The organism is Pseudomonas sp. Arb-4-2C (assembly GCF_055755015.1).
The window spans coordinates 5,761,209-5,778,126 of record NZ_CM146899.1; the positions used below are offsets into that span (position 1 = coordinate 5,761,209).

Consider the following 16,918-nt stretch of genomic DNA (forward strand, 5'->3'; position numbering starts at 1 on the left):
AGTGCAGTGACGCAACAAATCCACCGCCAGCGGGGACTGGAGGAGGATCAAAGAATTCGAAGGGTGTGTGGGAGCGGGCTTGCTCGCCAAAGCGGTGACTCAGTCACTGAGGTGCTGAATCTGAAGGCCTCTTCGCGAGCAAGCCCGCTCCCACACTCGAGTCCGGAGGGGTTTATTCCGGACTCAGTTTGTTACTTTTTTGCGACTTCAGCGCCGCCTTCCTGCAGACCCAGGTCAGCCAGTGCTTTTGCAGCAACCTTGGCTGGCAGTGGGATGTAACCGTCCTTCACCACAACTTCCTGACCCTGTTTGGACAGAACCAGTTTCACGAACTCGGCTTCCAGCGGGGCCAGAGGCTTGTTCGGTGCCTTGTTCACGTAAACGTAGAGGAAGCGCGACAGCGGGTACTTGCCGTTCAGTGCGTTCTCTTCCGAATCTTCAATGAACTCGGTGCTGCCTTTCTTCGACAGTGCAACGGTTTTCACGCTGGCGGTTTTGTAACCGATGCCCGAGTAACCGATACCGTTCAGCGAGGAGCTGATCGACTGCACAACCGACGCCGAACCTGGTTGTTCGTTGACGTTAGGCTTGTAGTCGCCTTTGCACAGGGCTTCTTCCTTGAAGTAGCCGTAGGTGCCGGATACCGAGTTACGACCGAACAGCTGCACTGGCTTGTTGGCCAGGTCGCCGGTCACGCCCAGATCGCCCCAGGTTTTGACTTCGGCCTTGGCGCCGCACAGACGGGTGGACGAGAAGATCGCGTCAACCTGTTCCATGGTCAGGTGCTGGATCGGGTTGTCCTTGTGCACGAACACAGCCAGGGCGTCCACGGCAACCGGGATAGCGGTCGGCTTGTAGCCATACTTCTGCTCGAAGGCCGCCAGTTCGGTGTCCTTCATCTTGCGGCTCATCGGGCCCAGGTTGGAGGTGCCTTCAGTCAGCGCAGGTGGCGCAGTGGCGGAGCCAGCGGCCTGAATCTGGATGTTTACGTTCGGGTATTCTTTTTTGTAGTTCTCAGCCCACAGGGTCATGAGGTTGGCCAGAGTGTCGGAACCAACGCTGGACAAGTTGCCCGATACACCGGTGACCTTGGTGTAAGCCGGAATTGCCGGGTCAACGCCAGCGGCTACCGCGTGGGCAGTCGCAACGCCAGCGGCGACAAAAGTCATTGCCGCCATCAAACGCTTCAGTTTCATGCCTTACTCCTAGCAGATAGGGTGTGTTAAGTCGGGGCCAAGTATCAGCAGGCCGTGTGAACACTCTATGGCTGAAATATGACAATTGGATGAAAGGCCAGCATCGGGGTTTTACAAGATGATTCGAAGGTATTAGAGAACAACGCAGAACCAATGTGGGAGCGGGCTTGTTCGCGAAAAGGCCGTGTCATCCTATTCATATAGAGACTGACATACCGCATTCGCGAGCAAGCCCGCTCCCACTGGTGAAGATTTTTAGCGCCCCTTCTTCCACAGCCATGCGCCGACCAGAATCCCCATCGTGCAAAGGACGGCTACATAGTAAGCCGGCCCCATCGCACTTTCTTTAAGCAGCAGACTGACCACCATTGGCGTCAGGCCACCGAAGATCGCGTATGCCACGTTGTACGAGAACGACAACCCGCTGAAGCGCACCACTGGCGGGAACGCCTTGACCATCACGTACGGCACCGCACCGATGGTGCCGACCAGCAGGCCGGTCAGGGCATACAGCGGAAACAGCCAGTTCGGGTGATCGGCGAGGCTGTGATAGAAGGTCCAGGAGCTGATCAGCAGCCCCAGGCTACCGAAGACAAACACCCGGCCGGCGCCGAAACGATCCGCCAGGGCGCCGGAAATGATGCAGCCAACGCTCAGGAACACGATCGCCAGACTGTTCGATTGCAGTGCCACCGTCGGTGAGAAGTGATAGACCGTTTGCAGTACGGTCGGGGTCATCAGGATCACTACAACGATCCCGGCCGACAGCAACCAGGTCAGCAGCATCGAGACCGCAATCGCCCCGCGATGGTCACGCAGCACCGCTCGCAGCGGCACCTCTTCGGCCAGCGCCTTGCGCAGTTGCAGCTCGGCGAACACCGGCGTTTCGTGCAGCCAGCGGCGCAGGTAAACCGAGAACAGGCCGAACACGCCGCCGAGCAGGAACGGGATCCGCCAGGCGTAATCCGCAACTTCCAGTGGTGTGTAGAGGCTGTTGATCGCGGTAGCAACCAGCGACCCGAGGAGGATGCCCGCCGTCAGGCCGCTGGTCAGCGTGCCGCAGGCGTAGCCAATGTGCTTTTGCGGCACGTGTTCGGAAACGAAGACCCACGCCCCCGGCACTTCACCGCCAATCGCCGCGCCCTGGATCACCCGCATCAGCAACAGCAGAATCGGTGCCCACAGGCCGATCTGCGCGTAGGTCGGCAGCAGACCCATGATCAGCGTTGGCACGGCCATCATGAAAATGCTCAGGGTGAACATCTTCTTGCGTCCCAGCAGGTCGCCGAAGTGCGCCATGACGATGCCGCCCAGCGGCCGCGCCAGGTAACCGGCGGCGAAAATACCGAAGGTTTGCATCAGCCGCAGCCACTCGGGCATGTCGGCCGGGAAGAACAGCTTGCCGACCACAGTGGCGAAGAACACGAAGATGATGAAGTCGTAAAACTCCAGCGCACCGCCCAGGGCCGATAGCGACAGAGTCTTGTAGTCATTGCGGGTCAACGGTCGTGCGGGTTGCTCGGGCTGCGCGAGGCTCGAAGGCGCTGTGGTCATGGCAAGGGCTTCTCTTATAGTCGGATCTACCGCCACAACAACGCTGGCTGTGGCTTGGGCAGGTTCGGCACCATAGCAAATTGTTCGAAAAAGCACATAGAGGCGCGTATTTGACGGTCAAAATCAGAACCCGATGGTCGTCGCGGAGTCTACCGACCGATATACTCGCAACCTTGCTCCGGTTTGTAGGGGGTTGCTGTGCGAAAACGTCGTTGGTCGCCTTGGTGCGTGGATCCAGCCGCTTTCGCAGAGTTTCCCCTTTAGGCGCCTTATGGAAAACGTGACGAACGTAGTATGTTCGGTGCTGAATCGTTTTTCCTGAAGACGGCTACCACCAGCAATACCAACGAAGAGTCACGGGTCAGAGGCACCCCCGGCATGATAGAGCTCGAACAAGAAGATCCGATCCCGCAAGGCGACCTGGCCCTGCAAATTACCGCACTTCCCCGCGAAACCAACGGCTTCGGCGATATTTTCGGTGGCTGGCTGGTGGCGCAGATGGATCTGGCCGGTACCGCGATGGCCAGCCGCGTGGCAGGTGGTCGTGTAGCGACCGTAGCCATCGACCGCATGGCGTTTCTGGTGCCGGTCGCTGTCGGCGCGCAATTGTCCTTTTATACCCAGACCCTGGAAATCGGCCGCAGCTCGATCCAGATGATGGTCGAGGTGTGGAGCGACGATCCGCTGTCCAGCGAGTGGCGTAAAGTGACCGAAGCGGTATTCGTCTTCGTCGCCATCGATGGCAGCGGGCGCACCCGTTCGGTACCGCCGCGCGCGCGTTAAACCTCGCCGCGGTTTTGCGGTCGATAGTCGTCCCAAGTGTCTGATCGAGAGCTGTCCCATGAACACGCCCAACGTTGAAGCGGTGAAACTGGATGAACTGAACTGCTGGCGCATCCGCCACGGTCAGGCCGAAGTGCTGGTGGCCCAGCAAGGCGCGCACATCCTCAGTTATCAGATCGACGGCCAGCCGCCGATCATCTGGCTCAACGACAAGGCCGTGTTCAAGACCGGCAAAAGCATTCGCGCCGGCGTGCCGGTGTGCTGGCCGTGGTTCGGCGTCTTCGAGCGCAACCCGCAGAGCGTCAAAGCCATGCGCGTCAGCGACGAACCGGCGCCGGCTCACGGTTTTGTCCGGGCGATGGATTGGGAATTGGGCGGCATCGAAGCCGAAGGCGATGGCATCAAGGTCGAGTTCAAGCTGCCCTACCCTGAAGCGGGTTTCCCGGGCTGGCCGCATCAGGTCGAGCTGACCCTGACCCTGCATCTGAATGATCAGTTGCACATCAGCCTGACCAGTCATAACCGGGGCGCCGAAACAGTCAGCCTCAGCCAGGCTTTGCATACTTATTTCGCCGTCAGCGATGTGCGCAACGTGCATGTCGACGGTGTCGATGGTTTGAATTACATCGAGACCCTGGACAACTGGAATACCCACAGCCAGCAAGGCGAACTGCGCTTTGCCGGGGAAACCGACCGCATCTACCTCAATGCGCCGCCGCAACTGAGCATTGTCGACCCGGCCTGGGAACGGCGAATCGCCCTGACCGCCACTGGTTCGCGCACCGCGGTGATCTGGAACCCGTGGATCGACCGCGCGGCGGCGTTTAGCGACATGGACAACGATGGCTGGCAGCGCATGCTGTGCATCGAGACCGCGAATGTGATGGATGACGTGGTGAACCTGGCCTCGGGCGCCAGCCACACCATGGGCGTCAGCGTCGGCAGCAAACCGCTTTAAACCAAACAACAGAACGAACTGTGGGAGGGGGCTTGCTCCCGAAGGCGATGCTTCAGTCAACTGATCCATTGACTGACACACCGCCTTCGGGAGCACGCCCCCTCCCACAGTTGTTTTGCGCAGGTGTCAGAGATCGGACTCTTTCACCACCCGCACCTTGTCCGCCTCCAGCGCATACGCCGCGTCAGCCAGATCATTGCTGACCTTCTCGATCTTCAGCGTGCCGGTCACCCACAGCGGCGTGTAGATGTCATCCAGCTTCAAGCCCTTTGGATAACGTACCAGCACCAGTTGATTCGGCGGCGGTGGCGGCACGTGGATGCACGCGCCCGGGTACGGCACGAGGAAGAACAGCGTGCTACGCCCCTTGGCATCCGACTCCAGCGGCACCGGGTAGCCACCGATGCGGATGTGCTTGTCGTTCATCGACGCCACGGTTTTGGTCGAATACATCACCGCCGGCAGGCCCTTGGCCTGTTTCATGCCGCCCTTCTCGGTGAAGGTGCCGGTGGCTTCGGGGGAGTTGTGATCGATTTCGGGCATGGCCTCGAGGGCTTTCTGGTCCGACTTGGGCATCAGTTCCAGCCAGTCGGTTTCCGGCAGTTCGCCGGCGTGGGCCAGACCGCTGCCCAGCAAAAGGAGAGTCAACAAAAGACGGCGCATGGAAGTGCTCGGTAAAAGATGCTCGGATAAAGGAAGGACGTTGAATCGCCGAGCATTCTAGCCCTCCCTGCCGCGTTGGCAGAGAGGGCTTGGTCGCTTGGATCAGTTCTTTTTGATCAGGCCGTAGATCACCAGCAGCACGATCGCACCGACCAGCGCGCCAATGAAACCTGCGCCTTGACCGGCCTGATAGATACCCAGGGCCTGGCCGCCGTAAGTGGCCGCCAGCGAACCGCCGATACCGAGCAGGATGGTCATGATCCAGCCCATGCTGTCATCGCCCGGTTTGAGGAAGCGTGCCAGCAGGCCGACGATCAAGCCGATAAAAATGGTTCCGATAATTCCCATGACATTTCCCTCTGATTGATTGGCTATAGCCTAGCCAGACTTTGGCATCCTGCCATCAGAGAACGGCGGTTCCCGAAGGTTCCGCCGCTGCCAGATGAAACTGTCGTTACTCGGCGATCAGCGCTTCGACCTTGACGATCTGCGCCTGCAGCGTGGCCATGTCGGCGCAGCGCAGGTTGGCGTGGCCGACCTTGCGTCCGGCCTTGAACGCTTTGCCATAGTGGTGCAGATGGCAATCTTCGATGGCGACGACTTTCTCCACCGGCGGAACCACGCCGATGAAATTGAGCATCGCGCTCTCGCCGACCTTGGCCGTCGAACCCAGCGGCAGACCGGCCACGGCACGCAGATGGTTTTCGAACTGGCTGCACTCGGCGCCTTCGGTGGTCCAGTGCCCGGAGTTGTGTACGCGCGGAGCGATTTCGTTGGCCTTGAGGCCACCGTCGACTTCAAAGAACTCGAACGCCATCACGCCCACATAATCGAGCTGCTTGAGCACACGGCTGGAGTAGTCTTCGGCCAGGGCCTGCAACGGGTGATCGGTGCTGGCGACCGACAGCTTGAGGATGCCGCTGTCGTGGGTGTTGTGCACCAGTGGGTAGAACCTGGTTTCGCCATCACGGGCACGCACGGCGATCAGCGAGACCTCGCCGGTGAACGGCACGAAGCCTTCCAGCAGACAGGCAACGCTGCCCAGTTCGGCGAACGTGCCGACCACGTCTTCTGGCTTGCGCAGGACTTTCTGGCCCTTGCCGTCGTAACCCAGGGTGCGGGTTTTCAGCACGGCTGGCAGACCGATGGCAGCCACGGCGGCGTCCAGATCAGCTTGCGATTGAATGTCGGCAAAGGCCGGGGTCGGAATCCCCAGGTCTTTGAACATGCTCTTCTCGAACCAGCGGTCGCGAGCAATGCGCAAGGCTTCGGCGCTCGGGTACACCGGCACGAATTGCGAAAGGAACGCCACGGTTTCGGCCGGGACACTTTCAAATTCGAAGGTCACCAGATCGACTTCGTCGGCCAGTTGGCGCAGGTGATCCTGATCGCCGTAATCGGCCCGCAGGTGTTCGCCCAGTGCCGCGGCGCAAGCGTCCGGCGCAGGGTCGAGGAAAGCGAAGTTCATGCCCAGCGGAGTCCCCGCCAGCGCCAACATGCGGCCCAACTGGCCGCCACCGATTACACCGATCTTCATCTCAACAACCTCAGGCAATACGTGGGTCTGGATTGTCCAGGACGCTGTCTGTCTGCTCGGCACGGAAGGTTTTCAGTACCGCGTGGAACTGTGGATGCTTGGCGCCCAGGATGCTCGCCGAGAGCAGGGCTGCGTTGATCGCGCCGGCCTTGCCGATGGCCAGGGTGGCAACCGGAATGCCGGCTGGCATCTGCACGATCGACAGCAGCGAATCGACGCCCGAAAGCATCGACGACTGCACCGGCACGCCCAGCACCGGCAGGTGGGTCTTGGCCGCACACATGCCTGGCAGGTGGGCTGCGCCACCGGCACCGGCGATGATCACCTCGATGCCGCGGCCCTCAGCCTCTTCGGCGTACTGGAACAGCAGATCCGGGGTGCGGTGGGCGGAAACCACCTTGACCTCGTACGGGATGCCGAGCTTTTCCAGCATATCGGCGGTGTGGCTAAGGGTGGACCAATCGGACTTGGAGCCCATGATCACGCCAACCAGTGCACTCATCGTCGCGCCTCTTCTCTCTGGAGCGCCCGCAGGCGCGTCATAAAACAACAAGCCACGCAGGTTGCGTGGCTTGATTGTACGAAAAATGGCCGGACGTACCGGCCGAAGGCCGCGCAGTATACCGCAAAGAAGCCAATAAACAGCCCCCGATGCGACCATCTGTCAAATGAGCGAAAGGCCCGGTTTTATTGACTCAAAGGTCAGCGCTAGAACACCGCAAATCCCCCGGTGGGAGCAGGCTTGCTCGCGAAGGCGCCAGGTCGGCTACATGGATGTCGACTGACACGTCGCCTTCGCGAGCAAGCCCGCTCCCACACGTGGATCTACCGTGGTTCAGGAAGCCTGTGCAGCGCCGCCTTCGAGCTTGCGCCAGAGCAACCGAACGTTGGCCTTGCGCACCAGCGCGCAGCGGTACAGGCGAATCTCCAGCGGCACGTGCCATTGCGGGCCGCCGCAGACCACAAGCTCGCCACGGGCCAGCTCGGCACGCACGCTCAGTTGCGGCACCCAGGCGATGCCGAGGCCTTCCAGGGCCATGCTCTTGAGGCTGTCGGCCATGGCCGTTTCGTAGATGGTGGTGAAACGCAGCTGGCGCTGGCGCAACAAGCCGTTTACCGAACGCCCGAGAAACGCCCCGGCACTGTAGGCCAGCAACGGCACGCTGGCCTCGCCCTCCAGATCGAACAACGGCTTGCCATCGGCATCCGCCGCGCACACTGGCAGCATCTCGGTCTGGCCCAGGTGCAACGACGGAAAGATTTCCGGGTCCATCTGCATCGCTGCATCCGGGTCGTAGAACGCCAGCATCAGGTCACAACCGCCTTCGCGTAGCGCATGCACCGCGTCGCCGACGTTGGTCGCCACCAGTCGCGTGGCGATGTTCAGCCCTTCATTGCGCAGTTGTGCGATCCAGCGCGGGAAGAAGCCCAGTGCCAGCGAGTGCGCGGCAGCAACCTGCATCACCTCGCCCTGCCCGCCTTCCAGATGGTGCAGGTGACGCAGCACTTCCCCGAGCTGTTCGACCACGGTGCGCGCGGTCACCAGAAACAACTGCCCGGCCGCCGTCAGCTCGATCGGCGTGCGCGAACGGTTGACCAGCGTCAGCCCGAGCGCTGCTTCGAGGCTACGAATCCGTCGGCTGAACGCCGGCTGGGTCACGAAGCGCCGTTCGGCCGCCTGCGAGAAGCTGCGAGTGGCGGCCAGAGCACTGAAGTCCTCGAGCCATTTGCTTTCCAGATTCATCACGTCCTCCCGGGAACGCACCAAAACAGGTCACACGTCTGCCGCGCACGCGGCGTCACACGGGCATTATGCCGAATGTGCATAGGCCAGTGTTTAACAGCATTGGCCCAAAAAATCCCACAAGCCTAGCATTCGCAGCGTTCCGGCATAGACCGGGTCCATATCGAGATGATTTCTATCATGTCCTCCGCTGCATCTTTCCGCACAGAAAACGACCTGCTTGGCGCCCTCGAAGTACCGGCTCAAGCGTATTACGGCATCCAGACCCTGCGAGCGGTGAACAACTTCCGTCTCTCCGGCGTTCCGATTTCGCATTACCCGAAACTGGTTGTAGGTCTGGCGATGGTCAAACAGGCCGCCGCTGACGCCAACCGTGAATTGGGTCACCTGAGCGAAGCCAAGCACGCTGCCATCAGCGAAGCCTGTGCCCGATTGATCCGCGGTGATTTCCACGAAGAGTTCGTGGTCGACATGATTCAAGGTGGCGCCGGTACTTCCACCAACATGAACGCCAACGAAGTGATCGCCAACATTGCTCTGGAAGCAATGGGTCACCAGAAAGGCGAGTACCAGTACCTGCACCCGAACGACGACGTCAACATGGCGCAGTCGACCAACGATGCTTACCCGACCGCAATCCGCCTGGGTCTGCTGCTGGGTCACGACGCGCTGCTGGCCAGCCTCGACAGCCTGATTCAGGCCTTCGCCGCCAAGGGTGAAGAATTCAACCACGTCCTGAAGATGGGTCGTACCCAACTGCAAGACGCCGTGCCGATGACCTTGGGTCAAGAGTTCCGTGCATTCGCCACCACCATGGGCGAAGACCTGGCCCGTCTGAAGACGCTGGCCCCGGAACTGCTGACTGAAGTGAACCTGGGCGGCACCGCGATCGGCACCGGCATCAACGCCGACCCGCGTTATCAGGCGCTGGCCGTTCAGCGTCTGGCGCTGATCAGCGGTCAACCGCTGGTTCCAGCCGCCGACCTGATCGAAGCCACCTCCGACATGGGCGCGTTCGTGTTGTTCTCCGGCATGCTCAAGCGCACCGCGGTCAAGCTGTCGAAGATCTGCAACGACCTGCGCCTGCTGTCCAGCGGCCCACGTACCGGGATCAACGAAATCAACCTGCCGGCGCGCCAGCCAGGCAGCTCGATCATGCCTGGCAAGGTCAACCCGGTGATTCCGGAAGCCGTCAACCAGGTGGCCTTCCAGGTCATCGGTAACGATCTGGCGCTGACCATGGCAGCCGAAGGCGGCCAACTGCAGCTGAACGTGATGGAGCCGCTGATCGCCTTCAAGATCCTCGACTCGATCCGCCTGCTGCAACGCGCCATGGACATGCTGCGCGAGCACTGCATCGTCGGCATCACCGCCAACGAAGCCCGCTGCCGCGAACTGGTCGAACACTCGATCGGTCTGGTCACCGCGCTGAACCCGTACATCGGCTACAAAAACGCCACCCGCATCGCCCGTATCGCCCTTGAAAGCGGCCGTGGCGTGCTGGAACTGGTGCGCGAAGAAGGTCTGCTCGACGAAGCCATGCTCGCCGACATCCTGCGCCCGGAAAACATGATTGCTCCGCGTCTGGTTCCGCTCAAAGCCTGAGCCCGCGCGTAACTTGTAGCACCGCTCACCAGGTCGAGGGACTAGACACCTCTCACCTTTTGAGGGCTTGGGGATGATTCCCCAAGCCCTTTTTTTTAACTTTCTGATCCTGAGACCCGTATGTCTGGGGACTGATCAATGTGGGGGCGAGCCTGCTCGCGAATGTGCCTGTCAGTTGATGCATTGGTTGACTGATCCACCGCTTTCGCGAGCAGGCTCGCTCCCACAAAAGAGCAATCCCCGCACAAGCCCGGCGCCGGTAACGCCGGGTGTTTCAAAGCCTCGTTTCGTCGCTTGCACCACGACTGTGCAGACGGGCGCGTCACTGATCGGTATAGTGCCGCCCCTCTTCGCATGAGCGGTCGTCGGTAACGAGGCCACAACCCATGCGAAACCCGAACTAATAACAAACCCGCGATATGGAACCGGGACGAAACCTTCGCCTCACCCGTCGTGCCGTGCGCACACCGGTGTAACACGATGTTTCTTCCATCCAGCATTTGCTCACACAAAAAACAGCGAGGAAAAATCCATGCTCGAAGTCATTAACGACTTCCTCTCAGGGAAAGTACTGATCGTGCTCATTGTCGGGCTCGGTAGCTACTTCACGATTCGCTCGCGTTTCGTTCAATTGCGCCACTTCTTCCACATGTTTGCGGTGTTCCGCGACAGCCTCAAAGGCAGCGCCGGGCAGCTCAGCTCGTTCCAGGCCCTGATGCTCAGCCTTGCCGGCCGTGTCGGTGCAGGCAACATCGCCGGTGTCGGCATCGCCGTGACCCTCGGTGGGCCGGGTGCGGTGTTCTGGATGTGGGTGACCGCACTGGTCGGCATGTCCAGCAGCTTCTTCGAATGTACGCTGGCCCAGGTCTACAAGCGCGCCGATGGCGACGGCCTGTACCGTGGCGGTCCGGCTTACTACATCCAGCACGGCCTGAAACTCAAAGGCATGGCGGTGGTGTTTTCGATCCTGCTGCTGGTCACCTACGGCTTCGCCTTCATCGGCCTGCAGTCCTACACCGTGACCCACTCGCTGCAAAACGCCTTTGCCTTTGACCCGCAACACACCGGTATCGTCCTGGCGGTGCTGCTGGCCATCACCTTCATCGGCGGCATCAAGCGCATTGCCTCGGTTTCCGACCTGCTGGTACCGATCAAGACCCTGGCCTATATCGGCGTGACCCTGTACGTGATCGGCACCCAGATCGAACACGTGCCAGCCATGCTCGAAACCATCTTCAAGAGCGCCTTCGGTCTCGACCCGGCCTTCGGCGGCCTGCTCGGCAGCGCCATCGTCATGGGTGTGAAGCGCGGCGTGTTCGCCAACGAAGCGGGCCTGGGCAGTGCGCCAAACGTCGCCGCCGTGGCTGCCGTGAAGCACCCGGGCGCCCAAGGTGTGGTCCAGGCGTTCAGCGTGTTCCTCGACACCTTCGTGATCTGCACCTGCACCGCGCTGCTGATCCTGCTGTCGGGCTTCTACACCCCGGGCTTCGAAGGTGACGGCATCGTCCTGACCCAGAACTCGCTGGCCGCGGTGGTCGGTGACTGGGGTCGCATGTTCGTCAGCGTCGCGCTGTCGCTGTTCGTCTTCACCTGCATCCTCTACAACTACTACCTGGGCGAAAACAGCCTGCAGTTCCTCACCCGCAACCGCGCCGCGCTGATGATTTTCCGCGGTCTGGTGCTGGCGCTGGTGGTCTGGGGCTCGATGCAGGACCTGTCGACCGTGTTCGCCTTCGCCGACATCACCATGACCTGCCTGGCCTTCGTCAACCTGGTGGCCCTGGCCATGCTGTTCAAGGTCGGCATGCGCGTGATGCGCGACTACGACGGACAGCGCCGCGCCGGCGTCAAACAGCCCGTGTTCGACTCCAGCAAATTTACCGATCTGGACCTGGACCTGAAGGCCTGGCCGACCAGCCCGCAAGCCGCCGGCAAGACCGAAGTCGAGCCGCAAGGCGTCCCTGCAGCGCAACGCTGACAGGTGAATGACGGGCGCATCCCCTGCGCCCGTCAGTTACAGTGCAATGCATTACCTGTGAGAGCGGGCTTGCTCGCGAAGGCGGTGAATCAGTCAAATATCGTTAGCTGACCCACCGCCTTCGCGAGCAAGCCCGCTCCCACCTGTCATCTCTTGTGGAGACCCTCAGATGATTGCCAATTCCTTCCCCGCCGCCCAACACGTCATGGTGCTCTACACCGGTGGCACCATCGGCATGCAGGCCTGCGCCAATGGCCTGGCCCCGGCGTCCGGTTTCGAAGCCCGCATGCGCGACTACCTGCACAGCCAGCCTGAGTTGGTGGTGCCGCAGTGGCGCTTCCGGGAAATGTCGCCGCTGATCGACAGCGCCAACATGACCCCGGCCTATTGGCAGCAATTGCGTGAAGCGGTGGTCGATGCCGTTGACGTGCAGGGCTGCGACAGTGTGTTGATCCTGCATGGCACCGACACGCTGGCCTACAGCGCCGCCGCGATGAGTTTCCAGTTGCTCGGCCTGCATGCCCGCGTCTGCTTCACCGGCTCCATGCTGCCGGCGGGCGTCACTGACAGCGATGCCTGGGAAAACCTCGGCGGCGCACTGGTTGCCCTCGGCCAGGGCCTGGCGCCGGGCGTGCACCTGTACTTCCACGGCGAACTGCTGGCCCCGACCCGTTGCGCGAAAGTGCGCAGTTTCGGCCGTCATCCATTCAAACGCCTGGAGCGTCAAGGTGGCGGCGTGAAGGCCACGTCGATTCCTGCAGCGTTGAACTACAACCAGCCCAAGCAACTGGCGAATGTCGCAGTGCTGCCGCTGTTCCCCGGCATCAGCGCCGGGATTGTCGACGGCCTGCTCGACGGCGGCATCCAAGGCCTGGTGCTGGAGTGCTACGGCAGCGGCACCGGACCGAGCGACAATCCCGAGTTCCTCGAAAGCCTTGGCCGCGCGCGGGACAACGGTGTGGTGGTGGTCGCGGTCACGCAGTGCCACGAAGGCGGCGTCGAGCTGGATGTTTACGAAGCCGGCAGCCGGTTGCGTGGCGTTGGTGTGCTGTCCGGTGGCGGCATGACCCGCGAGGCGGCGTTCGGCAAGTTGCAGGCGTTGCTGGGTGCAGGCCTGGAATCGGCTGAAGTGCGCCGACTGATCGAACTGGACCTGTGTGGCGAGCTGATCTGACCCCACACACTCCCCCTGTAGGAGCGGGCTTGCGCGCGAAGGCGTCAGGTCAGACAGGCTGATGTCGACTGACACGACGCTTTCGCGAGCAAGCCCGCTCCCGCAATGGGATCTGCGTCCGGCATGTAACTTGCTGCGCTCCAGCCATCCCCAGGCTGGAAGATCGTATGCTGCACTCCCACCTCACCACCCTCAATGCCGTCTCGCTGATCCTCAACACCTTCAAGACCGAGGGCCTTTGCGGTGACGCGCTGCTGGCCGGCAGCGGCATCAGTGCCGCGGACCTGAACCGCGCCGACACGCGCATCACCACCAATCAGGAAATGCAGGTCTGCGCCAACGCGGTCGCGCTCAAGCACGACATCGGCCTTGAACTGGGCCGACGCATGCACGTGTCCTGCTACGGCATCCTCGGTTACGCGCTGCTGACCTGTGCCACCTTCGGTGACGCTTTGCGTCTGGCGATTCGTTATCCGGCGCTGTTGGGAACACTTTTCGAACTGAGCCTGGAAGACGATGGCGAGCGCATCTGGTTCGTCGCCGCCGATTACCGCGAGAGCCCGGCGATGGCAGTGTTCAACGCCGAGTTCTGCCTGGTGTCGCTGAAAGTGATTTGCGACGACCTGCTCGGCCATCCCCTGCCCCTGCTCGCCACGCGGTTCGAGCACGCGGCGCCGGATTACCGCGACAGCTACGCCGAACACTTCGACAGCCCGCTGCACTTCGCCGCCCGGGACAACGCGTTCGCCTTCGACCGCTGCTGGCTCGAACAGCCGCTGCCGCTGGCCGACGCCATCACCCATCAGGCCATGGCCGAGCGCTGCCGCAAGCAGAACCTCGAATTTACCGGCCGCCAGGCCTGGCTCGGGCGTATCCGCCAGTTGCTTAGCGCTCAACTGAATGCCGCGCCGGGGCTGGAAGGCCTGGCCCAGCAGATGAAATGCTCGCCGCGCACCCTGCGCCGCCACCTCAAAGACATGGGCAGCAGTTATCAGGAGCTGCTCGACGAACTGCGTTTCGAGCGCGCCAAGCAGATGCTGTGTGAGGATCAGTTGCCGATCTACCGCATCGCCGAGACGCTGGGCTTCAGCGAAACCGCGAGTTTCCGCCACGCGTTCGTACGCTGGAGCGGTGTGGCGCCGAGCCAGTTTCGCCCGCACTGATATCCCACATTGAAAGGCGGGCGCTCAGCGATTTGCTGTCATGCACGGAGTCCTGTGGGAGCGGGCTTGCTTGCGAAGGCGGCGTGTCAGTCGCCATCAATACATCTGACACACTGTATTCACGAGTAAGCCCGCTGCCACAGGGAACGCATTCCATACCTTGAATCGAGGCATGGCTGCATTGAAGGAGGGGCGAATTTCGGTCAGATCTTTTGGCCATATCGATCCCCTTTTGGCCTTTCCTGCCGTTCTCCGATTCGCCGCGCGCCGCAACACTGGGGACAACCGAATCAGCCCTGCGGAGAACAACAAATGCTGACGATCTACTCAGACGATCACCACCTGCACCATGGCCGCTGCGAACTCATCGACGGCCAGCTCAAGCCATGTTTCGAAATGCCCTCGCGCGCCGACCACGTGCTGCAGCGGGTCAGAAACCAGAACCTCGGCGCAGTCGAAGCGCCGAAGGATTTCGGCCTCGAGCCGATCGCACGGATCCACAGCCGCGACTACCTCGATTTCTTCAAGGGTGCCTGGCAGCGCTGGACCGAATTCAACACCGACGGCGACCTCCTGCCGTACACCTGGCCGGCACGTACGCTGCGGCAGATCAAACCGACCAGCCTGCACGGCGAGCTTGGCTATTACAGCTTCGACGGCGGTGCACCGATCACCGCCGGCACCTGGCAGGCGGCGTACAGCGCAGCGCAAGTGGCATTGACCGCCCAAGCGGAAATCCAGCGTGGCGCACGCAGTGCCTTCGCCCTGTGCCGTCCACCGGGACACCATGCCGCCAGCGATTTGATGGGCGGTTATTGCTACCTCAACAACGCCGCCATCGCCGCTCAGGCCTTCCTCGATCAGGGCCACAAAAAGATCGCGATCCTCGACGTCGACTACCACCATGGCAACGGCACGCAGTCGATTTTCTACGAGCGCAGTGATGTGCTGTTCACCTCGATCCACGGCCACCCGGAAGCCGAGTTTCCGTTCTTCCTCGGCTACGACGATGAGCACGGCGAAGGCGCCGGTGAAGGCTTCAACTTCAACTACCCGCTGCCTGCCGGCTCCGGCTGGGACGTGTGGAGTGCGGCGCTGGAGCAGGCCTGCAACGAAATCGACAGCTACGGCGCCGACATCATTGTCGTGTCGCTGGGCGTCGACACGTTCAAGGACGATCCGATCTCGCAATTCAAACTCGACAGCCCGGATTATCTGGCCATGGGCAAGCGCATTGCCGCGCTTGGCAAACCAACCCTGTTCGTCATGGAAGGCGGTTACGCGGTGGAAGAAATCGGCATCAACGCGGTGAACGTGCTGGAAGGGTTTGAACAATGAACCGCTTCAAGCAATTGATCGCGCCAGCCCTGTGCGCGGCGCTGCTGAGCAGCGCTGCCCACGCCGAAGAACGCACCTTGCGCGTCTACAACTGGTTCGACTACATCACGCCCAAGGCGCTGGAAGACTTCAAGGCACAGAACACCCAGACCAAACTGGTCTACGACATCTTCGACACCAACGAAGCCCTGGAAGCCAAGCTGCTGACCGGCAACTCCGGCTATGACGTGGTGGTACCGTCCAACGTGTTCCTCGCCAAGCAGATCGAAGCCGGGGTGTTCCAGCCATTGGATCGCAGCAAGTTGCCGAACTGGAACCACCTCGATCCGAAACTGATGAAGCTGATCGAAGCCAACGACCCGGGCAACCAGTTCGCCGTGCCGTACATGTACGGCACCATTCTGATCGGCTTCAACCCGGCAAAGGTCAAGGCCGCGCTGGGTGACAACGCACCGGTGGACAGCTGGGACCTGATCTTCAAGGAAGAGAACATCAGCAAGCTCAAGCAGTGCGGTGTCGCCCTGCTCGACTCGCCGTCGGAGATTCTGCCGCTGGCCCTGCAACACCTGGGCCTGGACCCCAACAGCAAAAACCCGGCGGACTACGCAAAAGCCGAAGCGCTGCTGATGAAGATCCGCCCGTACATCACCTACTTCCACTCCTCCAAGTACATGGCCGATATCGCCAACGGTGACATCTGCGTCGCGGTCGGCTATTCCGGCAGCTTCTCGCAGGCGGCCAACCGCGCCAAAGAAGCGAAGAACGGCGTGGTGGTCGACATGCGCCTGCCCAAGGAAGGCGCGCCGATCTGGTTCGACATGCTCGCGATTCCCAAGGGTGCGAAGAACACCGAGGACGCCTACACCTTTATCAACTACTTGCTGCAACCGGCAGTGATTGCCCCGGTCAGCGACTTCGTCGGCTACCCGAACCCGAACAAGGACGCCACCGGGCTGGTCGATCCGGCGATCCGCAACAACCCCAATCTGTACCCGACCGACGCGGCGATGAATACGCTGTACACCCTGCAGCCATTGCCCCGCGATGCCGAGCGGGCGCGAACCCGGGCCTGGACCAAAATCAAGTCCGGCACCTGAGCCGTATCACTTTCCCGCCGTCACCTGGACCTGCGCCTGCGCAGGTCTTTTTTTGCCTGCGATATCTATCTACCACCCTGAGCCCTCCGCCCGTCACTACCTTGCAACGGATCGCCCACCGCACCCGC

15 protein-coding genes are annotated in these 16,918 nt (G+C 61.4%); 8 read left to right on the forward strand and 7 right to left on the reverse strand.

Features of this window, described 5'->3' with window-relative positions; translation table 11 throughout:
- Positions 1-191: 191 nt before the first annotated feature.
- Both AC0J41_RS26195 and AC0J41_RS26200 read right to left on the reverse strand, forming a co-directional pair.
- Positions 192-1,196, reverse strand: coding sequence for a phosphate ABC transporter substrate-binding protein PstS (locus AC0J41_RS26195; protein ID WP_025112655.1), 1,005 nt, complete (start codon positions 1,194-1,196; stop codon positions 192-194).
- Between the two features lie 255 nt (positions 1,197-1,451).
- Complete coding sequence (locus AC0J41_RS26200) at positions 1,452-2,750, reverse strand: MFS transporter (RefSeq protein WP_025112654.1); 1,299 nt, start codon at positions 2,748-2,750, stop codon at positions 1,452-1,454.
- Between the two features lie 378 nt (positions 2,751-3,128).
- Here AC0J41_RS26200 and AC0J41_RS26205 point away from each other — a divergent pair, with 378 nt between their 5' ends.
- Positions 3,129-3,533 (forward strand): acyl-CoA thioesterase, encoded by a 405-nt coding sequence (locus AC0J41_RS26205; protein WP_003229628.1) that lies wholly within the window; start codon positions 3,129-3,131, stop codon positions 3,531-3,533.
- A gap of 58 nt (positions 3,534-3,591) precedes the next feature.
- Positions 3,592-4,491 carry a D-hexose-6-phosphate mutarotase gene (locus tag AC0J41_RS26210; protein ID WP_473013969.1) on the forward strand — a complete coding sequence of 300 codons (900 nt, stop codon included), beginning with the start codon at positions 3,592-3,594 and terminating at the stop codon, positions 4,489-4,491.
- 126 nt (positions 4,492-4,617) lie between these two features.
- On the opposite strand, the gene AC0J41_RS26215 is transcribed toward AC0J41_RS26210, so the two are convergent.
- The 5 genes from AC0J41_RS26215 to AC0J41_RS26235 all read right to left on the reverse strand — a co-directional run bounded on the left by AC0J41_RS26215 (position 4,618) and on the right by AC0J41_RS26235 (position 8,435).
- Positions 4,618-5,154, reverse strand: a complete 537-nt coding sequence (locus tag AC0J41_RS26215; protein ID WP_025112652.1) for a DUF3299 domain-containing protein — start codon at positions 5,152-5,154, stop codon at positions 4,618-4,620.
- Positions 5,155-5,256: 102 nt separating this feature from the next.
- Positions 5,257-5,502, reverse strand: coding sequence for a GlsB/YeaQ/YmgE family stress response membrane protein (locus AC0J41_RS26220; RefSeq protein ID WP_003229635.1), 246 nt, complete (start codon positions 5,500-5,502; stop codon positions 5,257-5,259).
- A gap of 106 nt (positions 5,503-5,608) precedes the next feature.
- The gene (locus tag AC0J41_RS26225; protein ID WP_473013970.1) at positions 5,609-6,691 is read right to left on the reverse strand and encodes a 5-(carboxyamino)imidazole ribonucleotide synthase; all 1,083 of its coding nucleotides are present in this window, start codon (positions 6,689-6,691) and stop codon (positions 5,609-5,611) included.
- A 10-nt stretch (positions 6,692-6,701) separates the two neighbouring features.
- Positions 6,702-7,193: a 5-(carboxyamino)imidazole ribonucleotide mutase gene (gene purE, locus AC0J41_RS26230; RefSeq protein WP_003229641.1), complete on the reverse strand. Its 492-nt coding sequence runs from the start codon at positions 7,191-7,193 to the stop codon at positions 6,702-6,704.
- A 333-nt stretch (positions 7,194-7,526) separates the two neighbouring features.
- On the reverse strand, positions 7,527-8,435 hold the full coding sequence (locus AC0J41_RS26235) for a LysR substrate-binding domain-containing protein (RefSeq protein WP_007962273.1): 909 nt from the start codon (positions 8,433-8,435) through the stop codon (positions 7,527-7,529).
- A gap of 180 nt (positions 8,436-8,615) precedes the next feature.
- Here AC0J41_RS26235 and aspA point away from each other — a divergent pair, with 180 nt between their 5' ends.
- From aspA to AC0J41_RS26265, 6 genes are all read left to right on the forward strand, one after another.
- On the forward strand, positions 8,616-10,040 hold the full coding sequence (gene aspA, locus AC0J41_RS26240; protein ID WP_003229645.1) for an aspartate ammonia-lyase: 1,425 nt from the start codon (positions 8,616-8,618) through the stop codon (positions 10,038-10,040).
- A 532-nt stretch (positions 10,041-10,572) separates the two neighbouring features.
- Positions 10,573-12,018 (forward strand): alanine/glycine:cation symporter family protein, encoded by a 1,446-nt coding sequence (locus tag AC0J41_RS26245; RefSeq protein ID WP_473013971.1) that lies wholly within the window; start codon positions 10,573-10,575, stop codon positions 12,016-12,018.
- 169 nt (positions 12,019-12,187) lie between these two features.
- Positions 12,188-13,192 carry an asparaginase gene (locus AC0J41_RS26250; RefSeq protein ID WP_473013972.1) on the forward strand — a complete coding sequence of 335 codons (1,005 nt, stop codon included), beginning with the start codon at positions 12,188-12,190 and terminating at the stop codon, positions 13,190-13,192.
- Positions 13,193-13,359: 167 nt separating this feature from the next.
- Positions 13,360-14,355: an AraC family transcriptional regulator gene (locus AC0J41_RS26255; protein ID WP_025112648.1), complete on the forward strand. Its 996-nt coding sequence runs from the start codon at positions 13,360-13,362 to the stop codon at positions 14,353-14,355.
- Between the two features lie 312 nt (positions 14,356-14,667).
- Positions 14,668-15,693, forward strand: a complete 1,026-nt coding sequence (locus tag AC0J41_RS26260) for a histone deacetylase family protein (protein WP_473013973.1) — start codon at positions 14,668-14,670, stop codon at positions 15,691-15,693.
- On the forward strand, positions 15,690-16,790 hold the full coding sequence (locus tag AC0J41_RS26265; protein WP_025112646.1) for a polyamine ABC transporter substrate-binding protein: 1,101 nt from the start codon (positions 15,690-15,692) through the stop codon (positions 16,788-16,790). The genes AC0J41_RS26260 and AC0J41_RS26265 overlap by 4 nt, the downstream gene beginning before the upstream one ends.
- Positions 16,791-16,918 lie beyond the last annotated feature (128 nt).

Excerpts from the sequence above, each read along its gene's own strand:
- purE (WP_003229641.1), bottom strand. The coding sequence starts at position 7,193 with ATGAGTGCACTGGTTGGCGTGATCATGGGCTCCAAGTCCGATTGGTCC.
- AC0J41_RS26225 (WP_473013970.1), bottom strand. The coding sequence starts at position 6,691 with ATGAAGATCGGTGTAATCGGTGGCGGCCAGTTGGGCCGCATGTTGGCG.
- AC0J41_RS26215 (WP_025112652.1), bottom strand. The coding sequence starts at position 5,154 with ATGCGCCGTCTTTTGTTGACTCTCCTTTTGCTGGGCAGCGGTCTGGCC.
- AC0J41_RS26210 (WP_473013969.1), top strand. The coding sequence starts at position 3,592 with ATGAACACGCCCAACGTTGAAGCGGTGAAACTGGATGAACTGAACTGC.
- AC0J41_RS26195 (WP_025112655.1), bottom strand. The coding sequence starts at position 1,196 with ATGAAACTGAAGCGTTTGATGGCGGCAATGACTTTTGTCGCCGCTGGC.
- AC0J41_RS26255 (WP_025112648.1), top strand. The coding sequence starts at position 13,360 with ATGCTGCACTCCCACCTCACCACCCTCAATGCCGTCTCGCTGATCCTC.
- AC0J41_RS26265 (WP_025112646.1), top strand. The coding sequence starts at position 15,690 with ATGAACCGCTTCAAGCAATTGATCGCGCCAGCCCTGTGCGCGGCGCTG.
- AC0J41_RS26200 (WP_025112654.1), bottom strand. The coding sequence starts at position 2,750 with ATGACCACAGCGCCTTCGAGCCTCGCGCAGCCCGAGCAACCCGCACGA.
- AC0J41_RS26245 (WP_473013971.1), top strand. The coding sequence starts at position 10,573 with ATGCTCGAAGTCATTAACGACTTCCTCTCAGGGAAAGTACTGATCGTG.
- AC0J41_RS26250 (WP_473013972.1), top strand. The coding sequence starts at position 12,188 with ATGATTGCCAATTCCTTCCCCGCCGCCCAACACGTCATGGTGCTCTAC.
- AC0J41_RS26220 (WP_003229635.1), bottom strand. The coding sequence starts at position 5,502 with ATGGGAATTATCGGAACCATTTTTATCGGCTTGATCGTCGGCCTGCTG.
- AC0J41_RS26260 (WP_473013973.1), top strand. The coding sequence starts at position 14,668 with ATGCTGACGATCTACTCAGACGATCACCACCTGCACCATGGCCGCTGC.
- AC0J41_RS26205 (WP_003229628.1), top strand. The coding sequence starts at position 3,129 with ATGATAGAGCTCGAACAAGAAGATCCGATCCCGCAAGGCGACCTGGCC.
- aspA (WP_003229645.1), top strand. The coding sequence starts at position 8,616 with ATGTCCTCCGCTGCATCTTTCCGCACAGAAAACGACCTGCTTGGCGCC.
- AC0J41_RS26235 (WP_007962273.1), bottom strand. The coding sequence starts at position 8,435 with ATGAATCTGGAAAGCAAATGGCTCGAGGACTTCAGTGCTCTGGCCGCC.